This window comes from Neptuniibacter sp. CAU 1671 (assembly GCF_029222905.1).
GTDB lineage: Bacteria > Pseudomonadota > Gammaproteobacteria > Pseudomonadales > Balneatricaceae > Neptuniibacter.
Map to the genome: position 1 here is coordinate 370,356 of NZ_JARHUE010000002.1, position 17,601 is coordinate 387,956.

17 protein-coding genes are annotated in these 17,601 nt (G+C 49.6%); 10 read left to right on the top strand and 7 right to left on the bottom strand.

All coding sequences use genetic code 11. The annotated features are described in order from the left end of the window. Positions 1-9: 9 nt before the first annotated feature. The 7 genes from P2G53_RS05730 (at position 10) to P2G53_RS05760 (ending at position 9,493) form a co-directional block, all read left to right on the top strand. On the top strand, positions 10-783 hold the full coding sequence (locus tag P2G53_RS05730; protein ID WP_275815103.1) for a cell division protein FtsQ/DivIB: 774 nt from the start codon (positions 10-12) through the stop codon (positions 781-783). Between the two features lie 13 nt (positions 784-796). Continuing rightward, positions 797-2,032 carry a cell division protein FtsA gene (gene ftsA, locus P2G53_RS05735; RefSeq protein WP_275815257.1) on the top strand — a complete coding sequence of 412 codons (1,236 nt, stop codon included), beginning with the start codon at positions 797-799 and terminating at the stop codon, positions 2,030-2,032. 88 nt (positions 2,033-2,120) lie between these two features. After that, positions 2,121-3,299 carry a cell division protein FtsZ gene (gene ftsZ, locus P2G53_RS05740; RefSeq protein ID WP_275815105.1) on the top strand — a complete coding sequence of 393 codons (1,179 nt, stop codon included), beginning with the start codon at positions 2,121-2,123 and terminating at the stop codon, positions 3,297-3,299. A gap of 80 nt (positions 3,300-3,379) precedes the next feature. Beyond that, complete coding sequence (lpxC, locus tag P2G53_RS05745; RefSeq protein WP_275815107.1) at positions 3,380-4,294, top strand: UDP-3-O-acyl-N-acetylglucosamine deacetylase; 915 nt, start codon at positions 3,380-3,382, stop codon at positions 4,292-4,294. Positions 4,295-4,522: 228 nt separating this feature from the next. Continuing rightward, positions 4,523-7,261, top strand: a complete 2,739-nt coding sequence (gene secA, locus P2G53_RS05750) for a preprotein translocase subunit SecA (RefSeq protein WP_275815109.1) — start codon at positions 4,523-4,525, stop codon at positions 7,259-7,261. 70 nt (positions 7,262-7,331) lie between these two features. Continuing rightward, complete coding sequence (gene argJ / locus P2G53_RS05755; RefSeq protein ID WP_275815112.1) at positions 7,332-8,549, top strand: bifunctional glutamate N-acetyltransferase/amino-acid acetyltransferase ArgJ; 1,218 nt, start codon at positions 7,332-7,334, stop codon at positions 8,547-8,549. A 17-nt stretch (positions 8,550-8,566) separates the two neighbouring features. After that, positions 8,567-9,493 (top strand): Nudix family hydrolase, encoded by a 927-nt coding sequence (locus P2G53_RS05760; RefSeq protein ID WP_275815115.1) that lies wholly within the window; start codon positions 8,567-8,569, stop codon positions 9,491-9,493. Here the strand turns inward: P2G53_RS05760 and yacG are convergent. From yacG to pilB, 5 genes are read right to left on the bottom strand one after another with little or no spacing between them, the layout of a single operon-like run. Next, positions 9,474-9,695 (bottom strand): DNA gyrase inhibitor YacG, encoded by a 222-nt coding sequence (gene yacG, locus P2G53_RS05765; RefSeq protein WP_275815119.1) that lies wholly within the window; start codon positions 9,693-9,695, stop codon positions 9,474-9,476. The two genes, P2G53_RS05760 and yacG, sit on opposite strands and share 20 nt — an antisense overlap. Beyond that, positions 9,688-10,308, bottom strand: a complete 621-nt coding sequence (coaE, locus tag P2G53_RS05770; RefSeq protein ID WP_275815122.1) for a dephospho-CoA kinase — start codon at positions 10,306-10,308, stop codon at positions 9,688-9,690. The genes yacG and coaE overlap by 8 nt, the downstream gene beginning before the upstream one ends. A gap of 2 nt (positions 10,309-10,310) precedes the next feature. Next, a complete protein-coding gene (locus P2G53_RS05775; protein ID WP_275815125.1) occupies positions 10,311-11,153 on the bottom strand; it encodes an A24 family peptidase in 843 nt (280 codons plus the stop codon). 3 nt (positions 11,154-11,156) lie between these two features. Continuing rightward, positions 11,157-12,383 carry a type II secretion system F family protein gene (locus P2G53_RS05780; RefSeq protein WP_275815128.1) on the bottom strand — a complete coding sequence of 409 codons (1,227 nt, stop codon included), beginning with the start codon at positions 12,381-12,383 and terminating at the stop codon, positions 11,157-11,159. A gap of 16 nt (positions 12,384-12,399) precedes the next feature. After that, the gene (gene pilB / locus P2G53_RS05785) at positions 12,400-14,109 is read right to left on the bottom strand and encodes a type IV-A pilus assembly ATPase PilB (RefSeq protein ID WP_275815130.1); all 1,710 of its coding nucleotides are present in this window, start codon (positions 14,107-14,109) and stop codon (positions 12,400-12,402) included. Positions 14,110-14,437: 328 nt separating this feature from the next. Between pilB and P2G53_RS05790 the strand changes: the two genes are divergently transcribed. Both P2G53_RS05790 and P2G53_RS05795 read left to right on the top strand, forming a co-directional pair. Next, on the top strand, positions 14,438-14,860 hold the full coding sequence (locus tag P2G53_RS05790; protein WP_275815259.1) for a prepilin-type N-terminal cleavage/methylation domain-containing protein: 423 nt from the start codon (positions 14,438-14,440) through the stop codon (positions 14,858-14,860). Positions 14,861-14,916: 56 nt separating this feature from the next. Then, positions 14,917-15,255 (top strand): hypothetical protein, encoded by a 339-nt coding sequence (locus P2G53_RS05795; RefSeq protein WP_275815132.1) that lies wholly within the window; start codon positions 14,917-14,919, stop codon positions 15,253-15,255. A 102-nt stretch (positions 15,256-15,357) separates the two neighbouring features. Here P2G53_RS05795 and nadC read toward each other — a convergent pair whose 3' ends face one another. Then, positions 15,358-16,203, bottom strand: coding sequence for a carboxylating nicotinate-nucleotide diphosphorylase (gene nadC, locus P2G53_RS05800; protein WP_275815135.1), 846 nt, complete (start codon positions 16,201-16,203; stop codon positions 15,358-15,360). Between the two features lie 79 nt (positions 16,204-16,282). On the opposite strand from nadC, the gene ampD reads away from it, so the two are divergent. Next, a complete protein-coding gene (gene ampD / locus P2G53_RS05805) occupies positions 16,283-16,831 on the top strand; it encodes a 1,6-anhydro-N-acetylmuramyl-L-alanine amidase AmpD (protein ID WP_275815138.1) in 549 nt (182 codons plus the stop codon). 5 nt (positions 16,832-16,836) lie between these two features. Here the strand turns inward: ampD and P2G53_RS05810 are convergent, their stop codons facing one another. Continuing rightward, a complete protein-coding gene (locus tag P2G53_RS05810; protein WP_275815140.1) occupies positions 16,837-17,559 on the bottom strand; it encodes a 16S rRNA (uracil(1498)-N(3))-methyltransferase in 723 nt (240 codons plus the stop codon). Positions 17,560-17,601: the final 42 nt, after the last annotated feature.

Sequence of the window (17,601 nt, forward strand, 5' to 3'; positions counted from 1 at the left end):
AGGATGCAGATGTCTGAAAATGGATACCTAAAAAATCCGGCATCACCTCTGATGCATGAAGGTGAGAGCTGGTGGTATGTATTTTCACGGTTAAGTGTATTGCTGCTGTTTGTTGGTTTGCTCGTTGGTATTACGGCTAAATTTTGGGCCTGGCTGGATCGCCCGGTAACAGAAGTGCACCTGTCCGGAGACTCGCAGCATCTTAACCGGTCCGAGCTGGCCAGAACGATAGCAGGTGGCGTGCAGAACTCCCTGATGCGGGTGGATATTGAGAGCATCCGCCAGCAGGTCAAGGATCAGCCCTGGGTGCATATTGCGGCAATCAGACGGGACTGGCCTTCGACGCTTGAGGTTGCCATCGAGGAAGAGGTACCGGTTGCGCGTTGGAGTGAGCATGGTTTGCTGAATCATCAGGGTGATATTTTCTGGCCGCAGTTGCATCAGGATTACAAAGATCTGCCCCGGTTATCGGGACCCGCTCCTGAAACCAACCGGGTGATGGCGCAGTTCCATGATCTGAACCAGATTTTTCGGCCGTTGGGATTGCAGGTTGTTGGCTTGAATCTTGAACCGCGGGGTGCATGGAGTCTGGAACTCAGCAACCGTATCAAGGTCATCGTGGGTCGGGAAAATATTGATCAACGATTGCAGAGGTTTTTAAGGGTGTACGAATTAGGGTTATCTGATCGGGCTGAACAGATCGAACAGGTTGATATTCGCTACACCAATGGGGTGGCTGTTAAATGGCGGGCAGAAGCACCGTCGGACGCTAAGGCAGGGTAATGACATCATGCAGATGGCACTGGGTAATAACATGATCGTAGCACTGGATATCGGCACCTCTAAGGTGGTGTGTCTGGTGGCGGAAGTAAACCCGGATGGCAGCATTGAGCTGGTGGGCATTGGGTCGCACCCTTCCAACGGTATGAAACGCGGCGTGGTGGTGAACATCGAAGCCACAGTCAGTTCCATTCAACGCGCTGTCGAAGAAGCCGAACTGATGGCCGGCTGCAAGATTCACTCGGTTACCGTGGGCATTGCCGGGAATCATATAAGCAGTCTGAACTCTCATGGCATCGTCGCTGTGCGTGACCGTGAGGTCTCTGAGTATGATCTGGACCGGGTGCTGGATGCTGCCCGTGCCGTGGCCATCCCGGCGGATCAGAAAATTCTGCATATATTGCCGCAGGAATATGAGATCGACAGCCAGGAAGGTATCAAACAGCCGCTCGGCATGTCCGGTGTGCGTCTGGAAGCCAAAGTGCACCTGGTGACTGCATCCGTGAATGCGCATCAGAACATCGAAAAATGTATTCGCCGCTGTGGTCTGGAAGTCGATCACGTGGTGTTGGAACAGCTTGCTTCCAGCTACTCCGTGCTGACCGATGATGAAAAAGAGCTGGGTGTCTGCATGGTGGATATCGGGGGCGGTACCTCAGATATCTCCATCTTTACCGGCGGTGCCATTCGTCATACGGCAGTGATTCCGATTGCTGGTGATCAGGTCACCAATGACATCGCGATGGCCCTGCGCACCCCGACTCAGCATGCGGAAGAGATCAAGATTAAATACGCCTGTGCCCTGGCGCAGCTGGCCCGTGCCGATGAAACCATACAGGTACCGGGTGTAGGCGACCGTCCGGCCCGGACCCTGTCACGTCAGGCACTGGCTGAAGTGGTTGAGCCTCGCTACGAAGAGCTGTTCAGTCTGGTACAGGCGGAGCTGCGTCGCAGTGGTTATGAAGATCTGATCGCGGCAGGCATTGTCCTGACCGGTGGTACTTCGAAAATGGAAGGCGCCGTAGAGCTGGCAGAAGAGATCTTCCACATGCCAGTGCGTCTGGCTAATCCGCACGGCGTGCGGGGCATGGAAGATATTCTGCGTAACCCGATTTATGCCACCGGTCTGGGGCTGCTGCAATACGCAAAACAGGATCGTAAGGCGCGACCGGTGATGTTGTCTTCGACAGAGGCGCCGGAAAAAGAAAACCTGTTTATCAAACTTAAAAACTGGATTCAGGACAGTTTCTGAAATCCGGGAATATGATTTAACACCGCGCCGGAATGTAGTTGCAGGCGCAACAATCTAAGTACCGAGTGTGTACTTAAAGGAGCTGGAAATGTTCGAACTGATGGATAGCGTGCCGCAGAATGCGGTGATCAAAGTGATTGGTGTTGGCGGGGGCGGTGGCAACGCCGTGCGTCACATGGAAAACGGTGATCTTGAAGGTGTGGAATTTGTCTGTGCCAATACCGATGCGCAGGCCCTCAGTTCCATGGTTACTCAGACTGTGTTGCAACTGGGTAACACTCTGACAAAGGGGCTTGGTGCCGGTGCGAACCCGGAAGTGGGCCGCGAGGCCGCCATGGAGGACCGTGACCGGATCTCCCAGTTGCTGGATGGTGCAGATATGGTCTTTATCACCGCAGGCATGGGCGGTGGCACAGGTACCGGAGCTGCACCTATTGTGGCACAGGTGGCAAAAGAGATGGGTATCCTGACGGTTGCTGTTGTCACCAAACCCTTCCCGTTTGAAGGGCGTAAGCGTATGAGCATCGCCATGGAAGGGATCAAAGAGCTACGCGAAAACGTTGACTCTCTGATCATTATTCCGAACGAAAAACTGATGCAGGTACTGGGACGTAACTGCACACTGCTGAATGCGTTCGAGTCAGCCAACGATGTGCTTAAAGGTGCCGTTCAGGGAATCTCTGATCTAATTACCCGGCCCGGCATGATTAACGTCGACTTTGCTGATGTGCGCACAGTGATGTCCGAGATGGGTATGGCGATGATGGGCACCGGTACAGCAATGGGTGAAAACCGTGCTTCGGAAGCGGCAGAAAAAGCGATCAAGAGTCCGCTGCTGGATAATGTCGACCTCAAAGGTGCCAGTGGCATTCTGGTCAATATTACTGCCGGTCTGGATCTAAGCCTGGGTGAGTTCACTGAAGTGGGCAATCTGGTTGAAGAGTACGCATCTGAAAATGCCACCATTGTGGTGGGAACTGTCATCGAACCTGAGATGTCAGACACCATTAAAGTCACTGTAGTGGCAACAGGCCTCGATAAGGCAAATGCACCGGCTAAACCGGTACCGGTTGCCGGCACAGGCACTAAAAAAGTGGACGGGTCACTTGATCTGGCGCAGATCGAATTACCGACCATTTTGCGCCGCAAAAAAAATGAAGCTCTAGAGGGACCGGCTAAGCCTGAAACGCAATCAATTCAGCATACCGGGACTGAAGGTGATAGTTATCTGGATATTCCAACTTTTCTGCGACGACAAGCGGACTGATGGGGCAGTTTGCTTGTTACGCGGGTAATAAATTTGTTATCATCTGACGCTAACATAGCCCTATTTTATCTGGCAAAGGCATGATCAAACAGCGAACATTGAAAAACAGCATTAAAGCTACCGGTATTGGTCTGCATACAGGCCAAAAGGTCTATTTGACTCTCAAACCGGCCCCGATCAACACTGGCATTGTGTTTCGCCGTATCGATCTTGATCCGGCGGTGGAAATTTGTGCACATGCACATAATGTGTGTGATACGACCATGTCTACCAACCTTGGTCAGGGTAATGTTCGCGTAGCTACCGTAGAACACTTGTTATCAGCAATGGCCGGTTTGGGTATTGATAATGCCTATATCGAATTAAGTGCTGAAGAAGTGCCTATCATGGACGGCAGTGCAGCACCTTTTGTCTTCCTGATTCAGTCTGCGGGTCTGGAAGAGCAGGATGCACCGAAACAGTTCATCCGAATCAAAAAAGAAGTCAAAGTTGAGATGGATGGCAAAAGCGCCAGCTTTAAACCATTCGATGGTTTCAAAGTGGGCTTTCGCATCGACTTTGATCACCCTGCGTTTGATGGTCGCAAAATGGAAGCCAGCCTGGATTTCTCCAGCACCTCTTTCGTGAAAGAGGTCAGCCGCGCGCGTACTTTCGGTTTTATGAGTGATTACGAATATCTCCGTTCGCAGAATCTGGCGCTGGGTGGCAGCTTCGACAACGCCATTGTGGTGGATGACTACCGTATTCTGAACGAAGACGGTCTGCGTTATGACGATGAATTCGTAAAACATAAAGTGCTTGATGCTGTGGGTGACCTTTACCTGTTGGGTAAAAGCCTGATTGGCGAATTTTATGGCAATAAATCCGGCCACCATCTGAACAATCGCTTGTTGCGTACCTTGTTGGCTCAGGAAGATGCGTGGGAAGTTGTGACATTTGAAGATGGTGCTGAGAGCGCACCCATTTCATACCAGCAGCCTGTCGCTGCAGTTTGATCTAACTGCTCTGAAGAAAAGCCGAACATAATGTTCGGCTTTTTACGTTTTTGTCAGCGGAAACAAAGAGAAACTTTTCTCTTTCCAATTTTCCTGCCCCCTTTGGATTCAAATTTTTGTCCCAATAAAGGTAGAATGCTGACTTTGTTTTGCTGCCGGGTTGAGAAATGTGTTCCGCCGGGCGAACAAGTAACCCGATAAGAATTTTCACAAGGTGCCGGGCGAGACATGCTGACAGGATTGTTAAAAAAAGTTTTTGGTAGCAAGAATGATCGCGAACTTAAGCGCATGGGCAAGATGGTTACCGCCATCAATGCGCTGGAAGAGGACTACGAAGCCCTCAGCTCAGAGCAGCTAAAGGATAAAACCGCCGAATTCAGAGCTCGCCTTGACGATGGGGCGCATTTGGACAGTCTGCTGCCGGAAGCATTTGCACTGGTGCGTGAAGCCTCCAAGCGTGTCATGGGTATGCGCCATTTTGATGTGCAGCTTATCGGCGGTATGACGCTGCATGAAGGCAAAGTTGCAGAGATGCGTACCGGTGAAGGTAAAACACTGGTGGCGACGCTGGCCGCTTACCTGAATGCCCTGCCGGGTGAGGGTGTGCACGTTGTTACCGTGAATGATTATCTGGCCAGCCGTGATGCAGAGTGGATGCGTCCGCTGTATGAATCACTGGGTCTGACCGTGGGGGTCGTCCTTTCAGGTCAGCAGCCAATTCAAAAACGTGATGCCTACGCTGCAGATATTACCTACGGCACCAACAATGAGTTTGGCTTTGATTATCTGCGCGACAATATGGCGTTTAGTCTAGAAGAAAAAGTTCAGCGCGAATTTAACTTTGCCATTGTCGATGAAGTGGATTCAATCCTGATTGACGAGGCGCGTACACCGCTGATTATTTCAGGTCCGGCTGGCGACAGCTCTGAGTTGTATCGCACCGTAAATACCCTGATCCCACAGCTGAAACAGTTCGAGGGCGAGATCGACCCTCAGGCAGACAATCAGGATATTCAGGAACACTTTGCCGTTGATGAGAAAAACCGCACAGTGGAACTGACCGAGGCTGGGCATCAGCTGGTAGAAGATTTGCTGATTAATGCGGGGCTGCTGAATGAAGGTGAAAGCCTGTATGCGCCGCAGAACCTGAATCTTCTGCACCATATTCTATCGGCGCTGAGAGCGCATCATCTGTTCCAGCGCGATGTTGATTACATTGTGCAGAATAATGAAGTGGTGATTGTCGATGAGCATACCGGTCGTATTATGCCGGGGCGCCGCTGGTCTGAAGGCCTGCATCAGGCCGTCGAAGCAAAAGAAGGTGTAAAAATCCAGAGCGAAAGCCAGACTTTTGCGTCGACTACCTTCCAGAATTATTTCCGTTTGTACGACAAACTGTCCGGCATGACCGGTACAGCGGATACTGAAGCGTTCGAGCTGCGTCAGATCTATGGTTTGGATGTTGTGGTTATTCCCACCAACAAGCCGGTGGCTCGTAAGGATGAAAATGACCTTGTCTATCTGACTATCGAAGAGAAATACGAAGCGATTATCGAGGATATTCGCGATTGTCAGGCACGTAATCAACCTGTTCTGGTGGGTACTGCTTCTGTCGAGTCGTCTGAACTGATTTCGGCTGCGCTGACCAAACAAAACATCAAACACAATGTACTGAATGCTAAAAACCATGCCGGTGAAGCGACCATCATTGCGGATGCAGGTCGTCCCGGTGCCGTGACCATTGCCACTAACATGGCCGGTCGTGGTACCGATATCGTGTTGGGTGGCAAGCTGGAAGCAGAGTTGGCTGCGCTGGACAACCCTACAGAAGCTGAAGTGGCGGCGGTTAAAGCCGACTGGGAAAAACGCCATCAGTTAGTGCTGGATAACGGTGGTCTGCATATTATCGGTACTGAACGTCATGAATCACGTCGTATTGATAACCAGTTACGTGGCCGTGCCGGCCGTCAGGGGGATCCGGGTTCATCTCGTTTTTACCTGTCTCTGGAAGATGACCTGATGCGTATCTTTGCATCTGATCGTGTGCGTCAGTTGATGCAGGCCCTCGGTATGGAGCGTGGTGAAGCGATTGAGCACAAAATGGTCAGCAACGCCATTGAAAAGGCCCAGCGTAAAGTTGAAGGCCGTAACTTCGATATTCGTAAATCCCTGCTTGAATACGATGATGTGGCCAATGATCAGCGAACAGTGATCTACCGCCAGCGTAATGAACTGATGGCTAGCGATGACATCTCGGAGACTGTTGTTGCAGTCCGTGAAGAGGTGGTAGATGACAAGCTTTGTGAGTTTATTCCGCCTCAGAGTCTGGAAGAGCAGTGGGATATTCCAGGTCTTGAAAAAGCACTGGAATCAGATTTTGCTGTAAAACTGCCGATTCAGGCCTGGTTAGATGCAGACGATACTCTGCATGAAGAGAGCCTGAAGCAAAAGATTCAGGCGTCGATTGCAGAGGTTTATCAGCAGAAAGAACAGTTGGCTGGCGCTGAAACGCTGCGTAATTTTGAGAAGCAGGTAATGCTGCAGGTTTTGGATACGCTCTGGAAAGAGCATCTGCAGACAATGGACCATCTGCGTCAGGGTATTCACCTGCGTGGTTACGCTCAGAAAAACCCGAAACAGGAATATAAACGCGAGTCTTTTATTCTGTTCCAGGAGCTGCTTGAAAATATCAAACGTGATGTTATCCGGATTCTCAGTCATGTTCAGGTGCAACAGCCTGAGCAGGTTGAGGCGATGGAACAACAGCGTCGTGAGCAGGCCGCGCGGCAGCAGATGGATTTCACCCATGAGCAAAGCAGTGGTATGCGTGATGATGCCGAGGTGCCTGATGAAGCATCGGCTGCCGATGCGCCTTTTGTACGCGAAGAGCGAAAGGTGGGTCGAAATGAGCCTTGTCCTTGCGGTTCCGGCAAAAAATACAAGCAGTGTCACGGCCGGTTAAGCTAAAATTTCCTGAATAATTATCTTCAATGAAAGCAGCCCTGGGCTGCTTTCTTGCCTTGCAGAGGTACAGATTATGGCAGTAGGGCCAGATACACTTCCAACTTTGCACCCGGTTTCTGGTTTTAAACTGGGTACGGCGTCAGCAGGTATTAAGAAGCCAGGCCGTAAAGACATTGTTGTGATGGAGATTGCTGAGGGCTCCTCCGTCGCAGGCGTATTCACAACGAATGCCTTTTGTGCTGCGCCGGTGACGCTTAGCAAGAAACATCTTGCCGTAGCTCCAAGTCGTTACCTGTTGGTGAATACCGGTAATGCTAATGCTGGTACAGGTGCACAGGGCATGGTGGATGCTCAGGCCAGCTGTCAGGCGCTGGCTGATTTGACCGGATTGGCTGCTGAAAATATTTTGCCGTTCTCCACGGGTGTTATTGGTGAGAAGCTGCCAGTAGAGAAAGTGATCTCGGCGCTGCCTGCCGCTTTGTCGGCTTTAGATGAGAACGGTTGGGAATTGGCTGCGTCAGGTATTATGACGACTGATACGCGCCCCAAGGCAGCCTCTGTACAGTTTGATTGGCAGGGTACTACTGTGACACTGACCGGCATCAGTAAAGGGGCCGGGATGATCAAGCCCAATATGGCCACCATGCTGGGTTATGCAGCCACAGATGCAGCTGTAGAAGCGCCTCTATTGCAGGCATTGTTACGTGAAAGCGCTGACAAGAGCTTTAACCGCATTACCATCGACAGCGACACCTCGACCAACGATTCCTGCATCCTGGTTGCAACAGGCGCTTCGGGTGTTCAGGTCAGTGAAGGTAATCCTGAGCTGCTGAATCTTTTCAAATCAGCGCTGCAAAAGCTGATGTTGCAGCTGGCGCATGCGATTGTGCGTGACGGCGAAGGTGCAACCAAATTTGTCACCGTCCAGGTAGAAGCTGCTGGTTCTCAGGAAGAAGCATTGGATACAGCCTATGCTGTCGCTCATTCACCGCTGGTAAAAACTGCGCTGTTTGCATCAGACCCAAACTGGGGTCGAATTCTTGCTGTTGTGGGGCGTGTGGGTCTTAAATCACTGGCGGTCGATCAGCTGCAGATATACCTGAATGAGGTCTGTATTGTTCGCGACGGTGGTCGTGCGGCGGATTACACTGAAGCGGCAGGTCAGGCTGTCATGAATCAGGAAGAGATCACCATCCGGATCGTGCTCAATCGGGGTGAAATAAGTGAAACGGTTTGGACCACAGACCTTTCGCATGATTACGTGACCATCAATGCTGACTACCGAAGCTGACAGATTGGGGTAGTGGCGTGAAGCAGATCCATGTAGCGGCAGCCGTCATTAAAAACGCGCAAGGAGAGATTTTGCTGGCGCTGCGTCCAAATGACAAACATCAGGGTGGGCTGTGGGAGTTTCCCGGAGGGAAAGTAGAGCAGGGTGAAACGGTTCAAGAAGCACTGAAGCGCGAGCTGCAGGAAGAGGTAGGGATTCAGGTCACCAAATGCCGTCCTCTGATTCAAATCTCCCACCGCTACCCTGATAAAGCCGTACTGCTTGACGTTTTTTTGGTGTCTGAATTTGAGGGTCAGGCTGAGGGTTGTGAAGGGCAAGCCATCTGTTGGACAACGGCGGATGGTTTGTCTGATTTTTCCTTCCCTGCCGCAAATCAGCCTATTGTTGATGCATGCCAGTTACCGGAATCAATCCTTATTACTGGTGAGTTTGAATCTCCTCAAGCCTGTATAGAGCGTGTCATGCTTGGGCTATCCAGAGGTGCTCAGTCTGTGATGTTGCGTAGTCAGCATCCAGCTAAACTGGAGATTGCAGCAGAGCTTAAGACGTTGTGTGAGTCGCATGACAAGCTTTTTATCCTCAACGGAACCCCTGAAGAAGCAGCTGCCTTGAAGGTGGATGCACTGCATTTAAGTTCACATCAACTGGATCAGCTCGCTGACCGGAATGCATTTGCGGGAAAGTGGCTCAGTGCGTCGTGCCATACGCCCGAAGAGCTGGAAGTAGCCGTTGCCAAAGGCCTAGACTTTGTCACCCTTTCACCCGTATCAGCAACTCAATCTCACCCGAATGCAGCGCCACTAGGCTGGGCCTGTTTTAGTGACTGGGTGCTATCTGTACCAATGCCTGTTTATGCGCTGGGTGGTATGAACCATGCTGATATATCAACGGCCTTTGCGCATGGTGCTCAGGGGATTGCTGCCATCAGTGCTTGGTGGGACTGATTCCGGTTTCATCAAAATCATCAGCTTCAGAGCTGCTCAGGTCGCTGTTGCCAGCAGCGGGTATCTGATACTCCTCGTTTGCCCACGCACCCAGATCAATGAGCTTACAACGTTCGCTACAGAAGGGGCGGAAGGGGTTATCTGTAGTCCAAGCTGATTTTTTGCCGCAGGTTGGACAGTCAACGTAGGGAGTGTTACTCATTTTCGTTCCGGGCAGAAAGTTCGCGGTTTAGGGTTGTCATTAAACGTGTAACTTCAGTCTCAAGCTGTTGCAGGTCGCCTGAGTTGTCAATGATAAAGTCGGCTTTAGCACATCGTGTAGAGCGGGGAAGCTGGGCTTGCATAATCGCTTCAATCTGCTCAGGCGTATTGTTGTCTCGCTGCTGAGTTCTTTCAACTTGTAACGCTTCCGGTACATCGACAACAACGATGTAGTCCACCAGAGTGTGTTGATCTGTTTCCAGAAGCAAAGGCGAACTGAGTATATGGAAACTGTTTGTAGGCTGGGAGAGAAGATTGAGGATCCTCTCCCGAATCAATGGATGAAGCACTGATTCCAGCCATGCACGTTCTTCCGGGTGCTTAAAAATAATCTGTCTTAGCGCTGCTCTGTTGAGTGATTGATCTGGTAAAAGAATATCATTACCAAAATGTTGGGCTACTGCATCCAGCCCATCGGTACCGGGTGCGACCACTTCTCGTGCGACAATGTCCGCATCGACTATAGAGATGCCTTTAGCCCGTAGAGCGTCAGAAAGGGCTGTTTTACCGCTGCCAATTCCTCCGGTCAGCCCAACAGTGAACGGTTTTTTCATGTTCAGAAGCCAGCAAACTGTAGGTAGTGACCGGTGATGATGTCGCCCCAAAGTAAAGCGATCCAGCCAGCTACCGCTAGATAAGGTCCAAATGGCAGTGGTTGCTGATGGTCATGTTTTTTAAACAACATCATCGCTATACCAAATACCGCTCCTACCAGAGAACTGAGCAGGATAATTAATGGTAATTGGGCAGCACCTGCCCAGGCACCCAAGGCGGCAAGCAGTTTAAAGTCCCCATAGCCCATGCCTTCTTTACCCGTGAGTAGTTTGAAGGCCCAATACACCGACCAAAGAGACAGATATCCAACCACTGCACCCCAGACAGCATTTTCCAGAGAGGTAAAAAGCCCCTGAGTGTTTACCAGTAAGCCCAACCACAACAGAGGCAGTGTAAGGTTGTCAGGTAACAGCTGATGGTCAATATCAATAAAGATTAGACAGAGCAGAATCCAGCTGAATCCAATCAAGGCCGCAGTGTGCCAGGTAGGTCCAAAATGATAGAAAAGACCGCAGCCGATTAGTGCGGTTGCAGTTTCAATTGCGGGATAACGTAGCGAAATTTTTGTTTTACAACTGCTACATTTACCTCCTAAAAACAGGTAACTGAATACAGGGATATTCTCGAACCAGCGAATCTGATGATTGCAAACAGGGCATCTGGAAGCTGGCGTTGCCAGATTGAAGGTGTGACCGGGGTCCGTATCGGTGCGAATGGACTCCCATTCACGCTCCAGCATGATAGGTATTCTGTGGATGACTACATTCAGAAAACTGCCAACAGATAAAGAAAGAATGGCTACTGCGCCAAGCAGCAGCCAAAAGGTCATAGGTTCATGAAGCATGTATTAGCCGACCACGTTACCCAGCTGGAAGATTGGCAGGTACATGGCGATAACAAGGCCACCCACCAAAACGCCCAAAACAGAGATGATCAGTGGTTCGATCAGCGCAGACATATTGTCCACGGCATCATCCACCAGTCCTTCATAGTAGTCAGCGACTTTTGACAGCATCTGCTCAAGTGAACCAGCCTCTTCACCGATAGCAATCATCTGGCTGGCCATATTAGGAAATAGGCCAGTAACAATAATTGCATCTTTTAGTGACTGGCCTGTCGATACGGAGTTTCTGATTTGTAGAATGGCTTCTCTGTAAACAACATTGCCGGATGCTCCAGCAGAGGACTCTAGAGCATCAACTAATGGGACCCCAGCAGCAAAGGTTGTCTCTAAAGTTCTGGAGAAGCGTGCAATCGCGGCATTGTGTAAAATGCCACCAATAATTGGAATTTTTAAAACGAATCTATCGACACTATCTCTAAATTTCTGTGATGTTCTCTTGGCTCTGTTAAAGGCATAAATGATCGCAACCACAATCCCTAGCCCTATAAACCACCACTTTTGAGCATATTCTGATAGGTTTATCACAAACCGTGTAAAAGCAGGTAAGTCAGCGCCGAAAGCAGAAAATGTGACCTCAAATTGAGGTACAACTTTAATCAACAATAGGGCAGCAACAACGATACCGACCGCTACTACAGCAGCAGGGTAGGTCATAGCTTTTTTAATTTTGGCTTTTAAGGCTTCGACTTTTTCTTTATAGGTAGCTATGCGATCAAGCATCTGTTCCAAAGAGCCTGATTGTTCACCGGCATGCACCAAAGTACAGTATAAATCGTCAAAGTGTAGTGGGTGCTTTGCTAATGCGGCTGAAAGATCCAAACCGCCATTCACGTCGTTGCGAATGGCCATAATCATTTCTTTTAACTGATCCTTCTCAACACCATCAGATGTGATTTCCAGTGCCTGCACCAAAGGCACACCAGATTTCATCATAGTGGCCATTTGCCGTGAAAAAAATGCGATGTCGACAGGTTTGATTGAACGCGCTTTTTTATCAAACAGAGGAATTGAAAGCTCACGATTGATACGTTTTGGTACGATCCCTTGCTTACGTAGCTGAGTTTTAACCTCAGAAGGACTGGCTGCTTTTATTTTTCCTTTGCAGCTGTTGCCGTTTTTATCTTTACCCTGCCAGGCAAAAGATGCCATTTTCTTCTGTGCTTGTGCCATCGTCGCTTACCTGCGCTTAGGTTTTGATAACGCGGTTGAGTTCTTCCAGGCTGGTGAGCCCGTCCATGACCTTTTTAAGGCCTGATTGCCTTAGGGATTTGAACCCTTCAGTCTCAGCTACTTTTTTGATGTCGATAGAGTTACCGTTGTTCATAATGACTTCAGCAATATCGCCTGACATACGTAACATCTCGTAGATACCTACACGCCCCTTGAAGCCTTTATGGCATTTACTGCAACCATCAGTATTCGGTTCATAGAGTTGCAGCCCCTTTAGGTTTTCCTTTGAAAAGCCTTCTTCCATAAGTGTTGCTTCAGGAAGCGAGAGGGGTTTTCTACAGGACTGGCAGAGACGTCGGGCCAGTCGCTGGGCAATGATAAGGCTGACTGAAGTGGCTATATTAAAAGCGGGTACGCCCATATTGCGTAAGCGTGTCAGTGTTTCTGGCGCGCTGTTGGTATGGAGCGTGGATAGTACCATGTGACCCGTTTGAGCTGCCTTAATGGCAATTTCTGCTGTTTCCAGATCACGAATCTCACCCACCATGACCACATCAGGGTCCTGACGTAGGAAGGCGCGCAAGGCTTCAGCAAAGGTGAGACCAATTTTCGGATTCACATGAACCTGGTTTATGCCTTCCAGATTGATTTCAACCGGGTCTTCAGCGGTAGAGATATTCCTCTCTTCAGTGTTCAGTATATTCAGACCAGTGTACAAACTAACTGTTTTACCGCTACCTGTAGGGCCGGTAACAAGAATCATGCCCTGAGGTTGTTCGAGTGTTTTGAGATACAGCGCTTTCTGTTCCGGTTCAAAGCCAAGAGCTTCAACCCCCATTTTGGCACTGCCCGGGTCCAGAATACGCAGTACAATTTTTTCACCCCAGAGTGTGGGCAGCGTGTTGACACGGAAGTCTATGGCTTTGTTCTTGGATATCTTCATCTTGATACGCCCGTCCTGTGGCAGGCGGCGCTCAGATATATCCATTTTTGACATAACTTTTATGCGTGCAGAAAGTCGCGACGCGAGATTCGATGGTGGTTTCGCGATCTCCTGTAGAATCCCATCTATACGGCTTCGAATTCGGTAACTGCGTTCGTAGGGTTCAAAGTGGATGTCGGATGCGCCATTTTTAATAGAGTCGAGCAGCACTTTGTTAACAAATCGAACGATGGGAGCATCGTCAGTGCCTGGATTACCTTCATCCTCATCCTGAGAAGCTTCAGTATCCTCAAGCTCAAGATTGTCCAGATCACTGTCTTCGAGACCTTCCAGCGATTTGTCTTGAGTGTCAAGAAATGCATCAATTGTTCTGAGTAATTTGTCCTGTTCAACAATAACGGCTTCGGTAGACAGGCCGCACTGAAATTTAAACTCATCCAGTGCCTGAATGTTGGTGGGGTCTGAGATGGCGACAAATAGTTTATTGTCCCTGCGTTTCAGGGGAAGTGCGCTATGTTTGCTGATCAGCGAGTCTTTAATTAGCCCCTGAGGAAGCGAATTCAGATCATACGCATCAATATCCAGCAGGGGGATGCCAAACTCCTCCGCAGCTGCCGCGGCGGCACGGTAGCCACTGACAAGCCCTTGTTGAGTGATATAGCCTATAAAAGACTGATTGTTGTCTCGAGCCTGTTTTACAGCATCAGAAGCGACTTCAGCAGAAAAAACACCGTCATTGACCAAACGCTTGGCCAGTCCGGTTAAGGGTTGGCTGGGTTGCACCGGTAGACCTCTCTCTCCATGAACGACTCTAAAATACCATTGGTACAGGCGTTTTAAAATAAGTCGGCAGCTTTTGTCATTAGTGTAGTCATCATATAGAACTGCTCAGGAAAACGCTTGTTTCAATCTGATACTTGCTGTGTTTAAAAACTTTAAAGCAATTTTACTTATGTCTTTTCTTAACAGGCCGTTATATTCTAAACTGGTTAAAGTGCGGTTTTCCTGGGGGGAGCTGTGCATCTCGTAAGAGGATTACGTTGAAAAATCTGATGGAAGCTTTACACCTTGGTGTACTTCTTTTTCGCTGGAGAACGGAAAGATGAAAAACATGAAGAAAAACCACGCGGGTTTTACCCTGATTGAATTGATGATCGTCGTTGCGATCATCGGTATTCTGGCAGCAATTGCACTGCCTGCTTATCGCGATTACACCATCAAAGCCACCATTGGTCAGTTGTCTGGTGGTTTGGGGGGCGAGAAAGTTAAAGTTGCTGAGAACTTTTCAAACGGTTCTTCCACTAGTGACAACTCTGTATGTACGACCCCGTCATCAGTTGCAAACTGCGCTAACGGTACTTTGACTGATACTGCTTCTGCAGGAACTACTGCTATTCTTGTTCAGTTGATACCAGACTTTACCTCAGCTGCAGCGGGACAAGGCCGGATTGAATGGGCTTGTTCGGTATCCGTTGCAGGAATGGGTAATACCTCTTCTGCTGAGGGTTGTACTCAGGCATTCCAAAGCCTGTAATTTTTACGAATATCAAAGAGAGGCGTATTTGCCTCTCTTTTTTTTGTCTCAATAATATGAAAAAAAATATAATCATTCTTCTTATCGCTGCCTGTGTCGGCGTAACTTGGTATATCACTAAAACCAAACCAACCATCTCAGCTGTCACCAAAAGTCAGGTTGAAAACCTGTTGCTGGAGCGTCCAGAGTTCCCGGCGCGTCCGGTTTGGTGGAGTGATGATGCGATCCTGGCGGTGGGTATATTGCCTGAGAATGATGCCGCCGCTGCTGCAGAGTCTGCGTGCCGTGTTCTGCGTGAACAGGGTGTTACCACGACGGCGGTTGAGATTTACGATGTACTGAAAATTCAGCAAGATCAGGATTGGGTTAAGCTGGCGGGTAATACCTGTCAGTAGATTACATTCTCGGAATTTTTTGCCCAATTTGCATGCTCTGCAAGTGGGCAAAAAAGTCTCTGCAGTTGCGTTTATAAATGTGTTGAGCTTTCTCTGTAAAGCTTAGGCTTGAATCAGGCGCATAGACAGATCTACCGCCTCACAGTGCTTGGTCAGTGACCCGATAGAGATATAGTCCACGCCCGTTTCAGCAATGGGTAACAGGGTTGCGTCTGTAATACCGCCAGAGGCTTCGAGTTTGGCTCGTCCATTGGTCATCTGGACCGCTCGTCGCATCTCTTCTAAAGAAAAGTTATCCAACATCACGATATCGGCTCCGGCGTCTAGTGCCTGAGTGAGTTCATCTAATGACTCAACCTCAACCTCAACCGGTTTGCCTGGTTCGTTGTGTTTGGCGGTCTGAACCGCATTGATAATGCCGCCACAGGCCATGATATGGTTTTCTTTGATCAGGAACGCGTCAAACAGGCCGATGCGGTGGTTGTAACATCCGCCACAGGTCACTGCATATTTCTGCGCTAGTCTTAGTCCCGGCAATGTTTTGCGGGTATCCAGCAGTTTTACAGTGGTGGATTTGACCTTGTCGGCGTATTTTTGACTGATGGTTGCCGTGCCGGAGAGGGTTTGCAGAATATTGAGGGCAGTACGCTCTGCGGTGAGCAGATTGCGTGCGGAGCCTTTTGCAAGGAATAAAACCTGATCGCGTTGAACCCTGTCGCCATCATCGACCAGCCATTCCAGCTGCATTGCAGGATCAACCTGGCGAAACACTTCATTCACCCAGTCTACACCACAGATGACCGCTTGCTGACGGCTGATAATACGGGCGGTAGCTTGAGTCTCCTCAGGAATCAGCTGCGCAGTAATGTCTCCACTCTGGATATCTTCCTGTAAAAAACGAGCAACGGCGGAAGGTATTTCAGTGAGCAAGTCTGCGCGGGTTAACATGATGATTCCTGAATGATTCGGTGTAATGGGCGCTATGTTACTATAATCCTGCGTTCTATCTAAATGCGACGGATAAAAAATGCCTGAAATCTGTAGTGAAGGTTGGCTGAAAAAGGCAGAGCGAATCTGTTCTCCTAACGCGGGTGATCGGCCGGATGAGGGCGATATCTCACTGCTTGTGATTCATAATATCAGCCTGCCGCCCGGACAGTTCGGTGGCGGTTATATCCAGCAGTTTTTCACCAATACTTTGCCCTGCGAAGCACATCCCTATTTTTCAGAGATTGGGCATCTGCAGGTATCTGCGCATCTGCTGATTGAACGCTCCGGACATATGATCCAGTTTGTGCCGTTTACTAAACGGGCCTGGCATGCCGGTGTCTCTCAGTTCGAGGGGCGTGAAAACTGCAATGATTTTTCAATTGGCATCGAATTAGAGGGCACCGATGATTCGCCTTTCACGCCTCAGCAATATGCGGCCTTGGCTGATGTCACTAAGTTATTGATGCGTTATTACCCACAGATCACCCCAGAGCGGATAGCCGGTCACTCGGATATTGCGCCCGGACGTAAAACCGACCCGGGACCAGCATTTGACTGGGCTTTATTTCGCCAGCTTCTGGGTTAGCGAATTCAGATCGGGAACAGGCGCGACAGTAGCGCCGGAACGGCGGTTTCTACTCTAAGAATGCGTTCACCCAGATGGATGGGTTCTAGCCCCGCGTCCTTAAGTTTCTCAATTTCGTACGGGATAAATCCACCCTCAGGACCGATGGCGAGAGTCGTTGGTCTGTTTGTCGGAGGCGGGCAGGGGGCTGCATCGTAGGGGTGGGCAACCAGGCCGCGGGTATTCTCTGCAATTGCGGGCAGTTCATCCTCCACAAAAGGTTTAAATCGTTTACGCAGTTCAATGCTGGGCATTAGCGTATCACCCGCCTGTTCCAGCCCAAGTAGTAGATGTTCATCAGCCGCTGCAAGAATCGGAGTGCTCCAATAGCTTTTATCCACCCGATACGCGTTGATAAGATAGATCTTTTTTACCCCCATGCAGGCGACAGTTTGCAAAATACGCTTCAGCATTTTAGGCCGTGGCAGTGCGAGAATCAGCGTCACAGGCAAAGGTGCTGGCGCTGGAGAATCGAGCTGTACACTCAGCGTGATAGCGCTTTCGCTGAGCTGCATTACGATGGCGCGTCCCTTCTTGCCATTGAGCAATCCGACTTTTAATTGATCACCTACAGCGGGTTTTTGTATCTGGTTGATATGTTGAAACCGACGGTCAGTGAGGGTGACTTGTGCATCCTGATGATAGCCGTTGGGGCCAAAGTCGTTTTCGAACAGCAGAATCAGGTTCATGGTGATGATCAGCAGAAGATAAAGCGCGATTTTAACACCGAT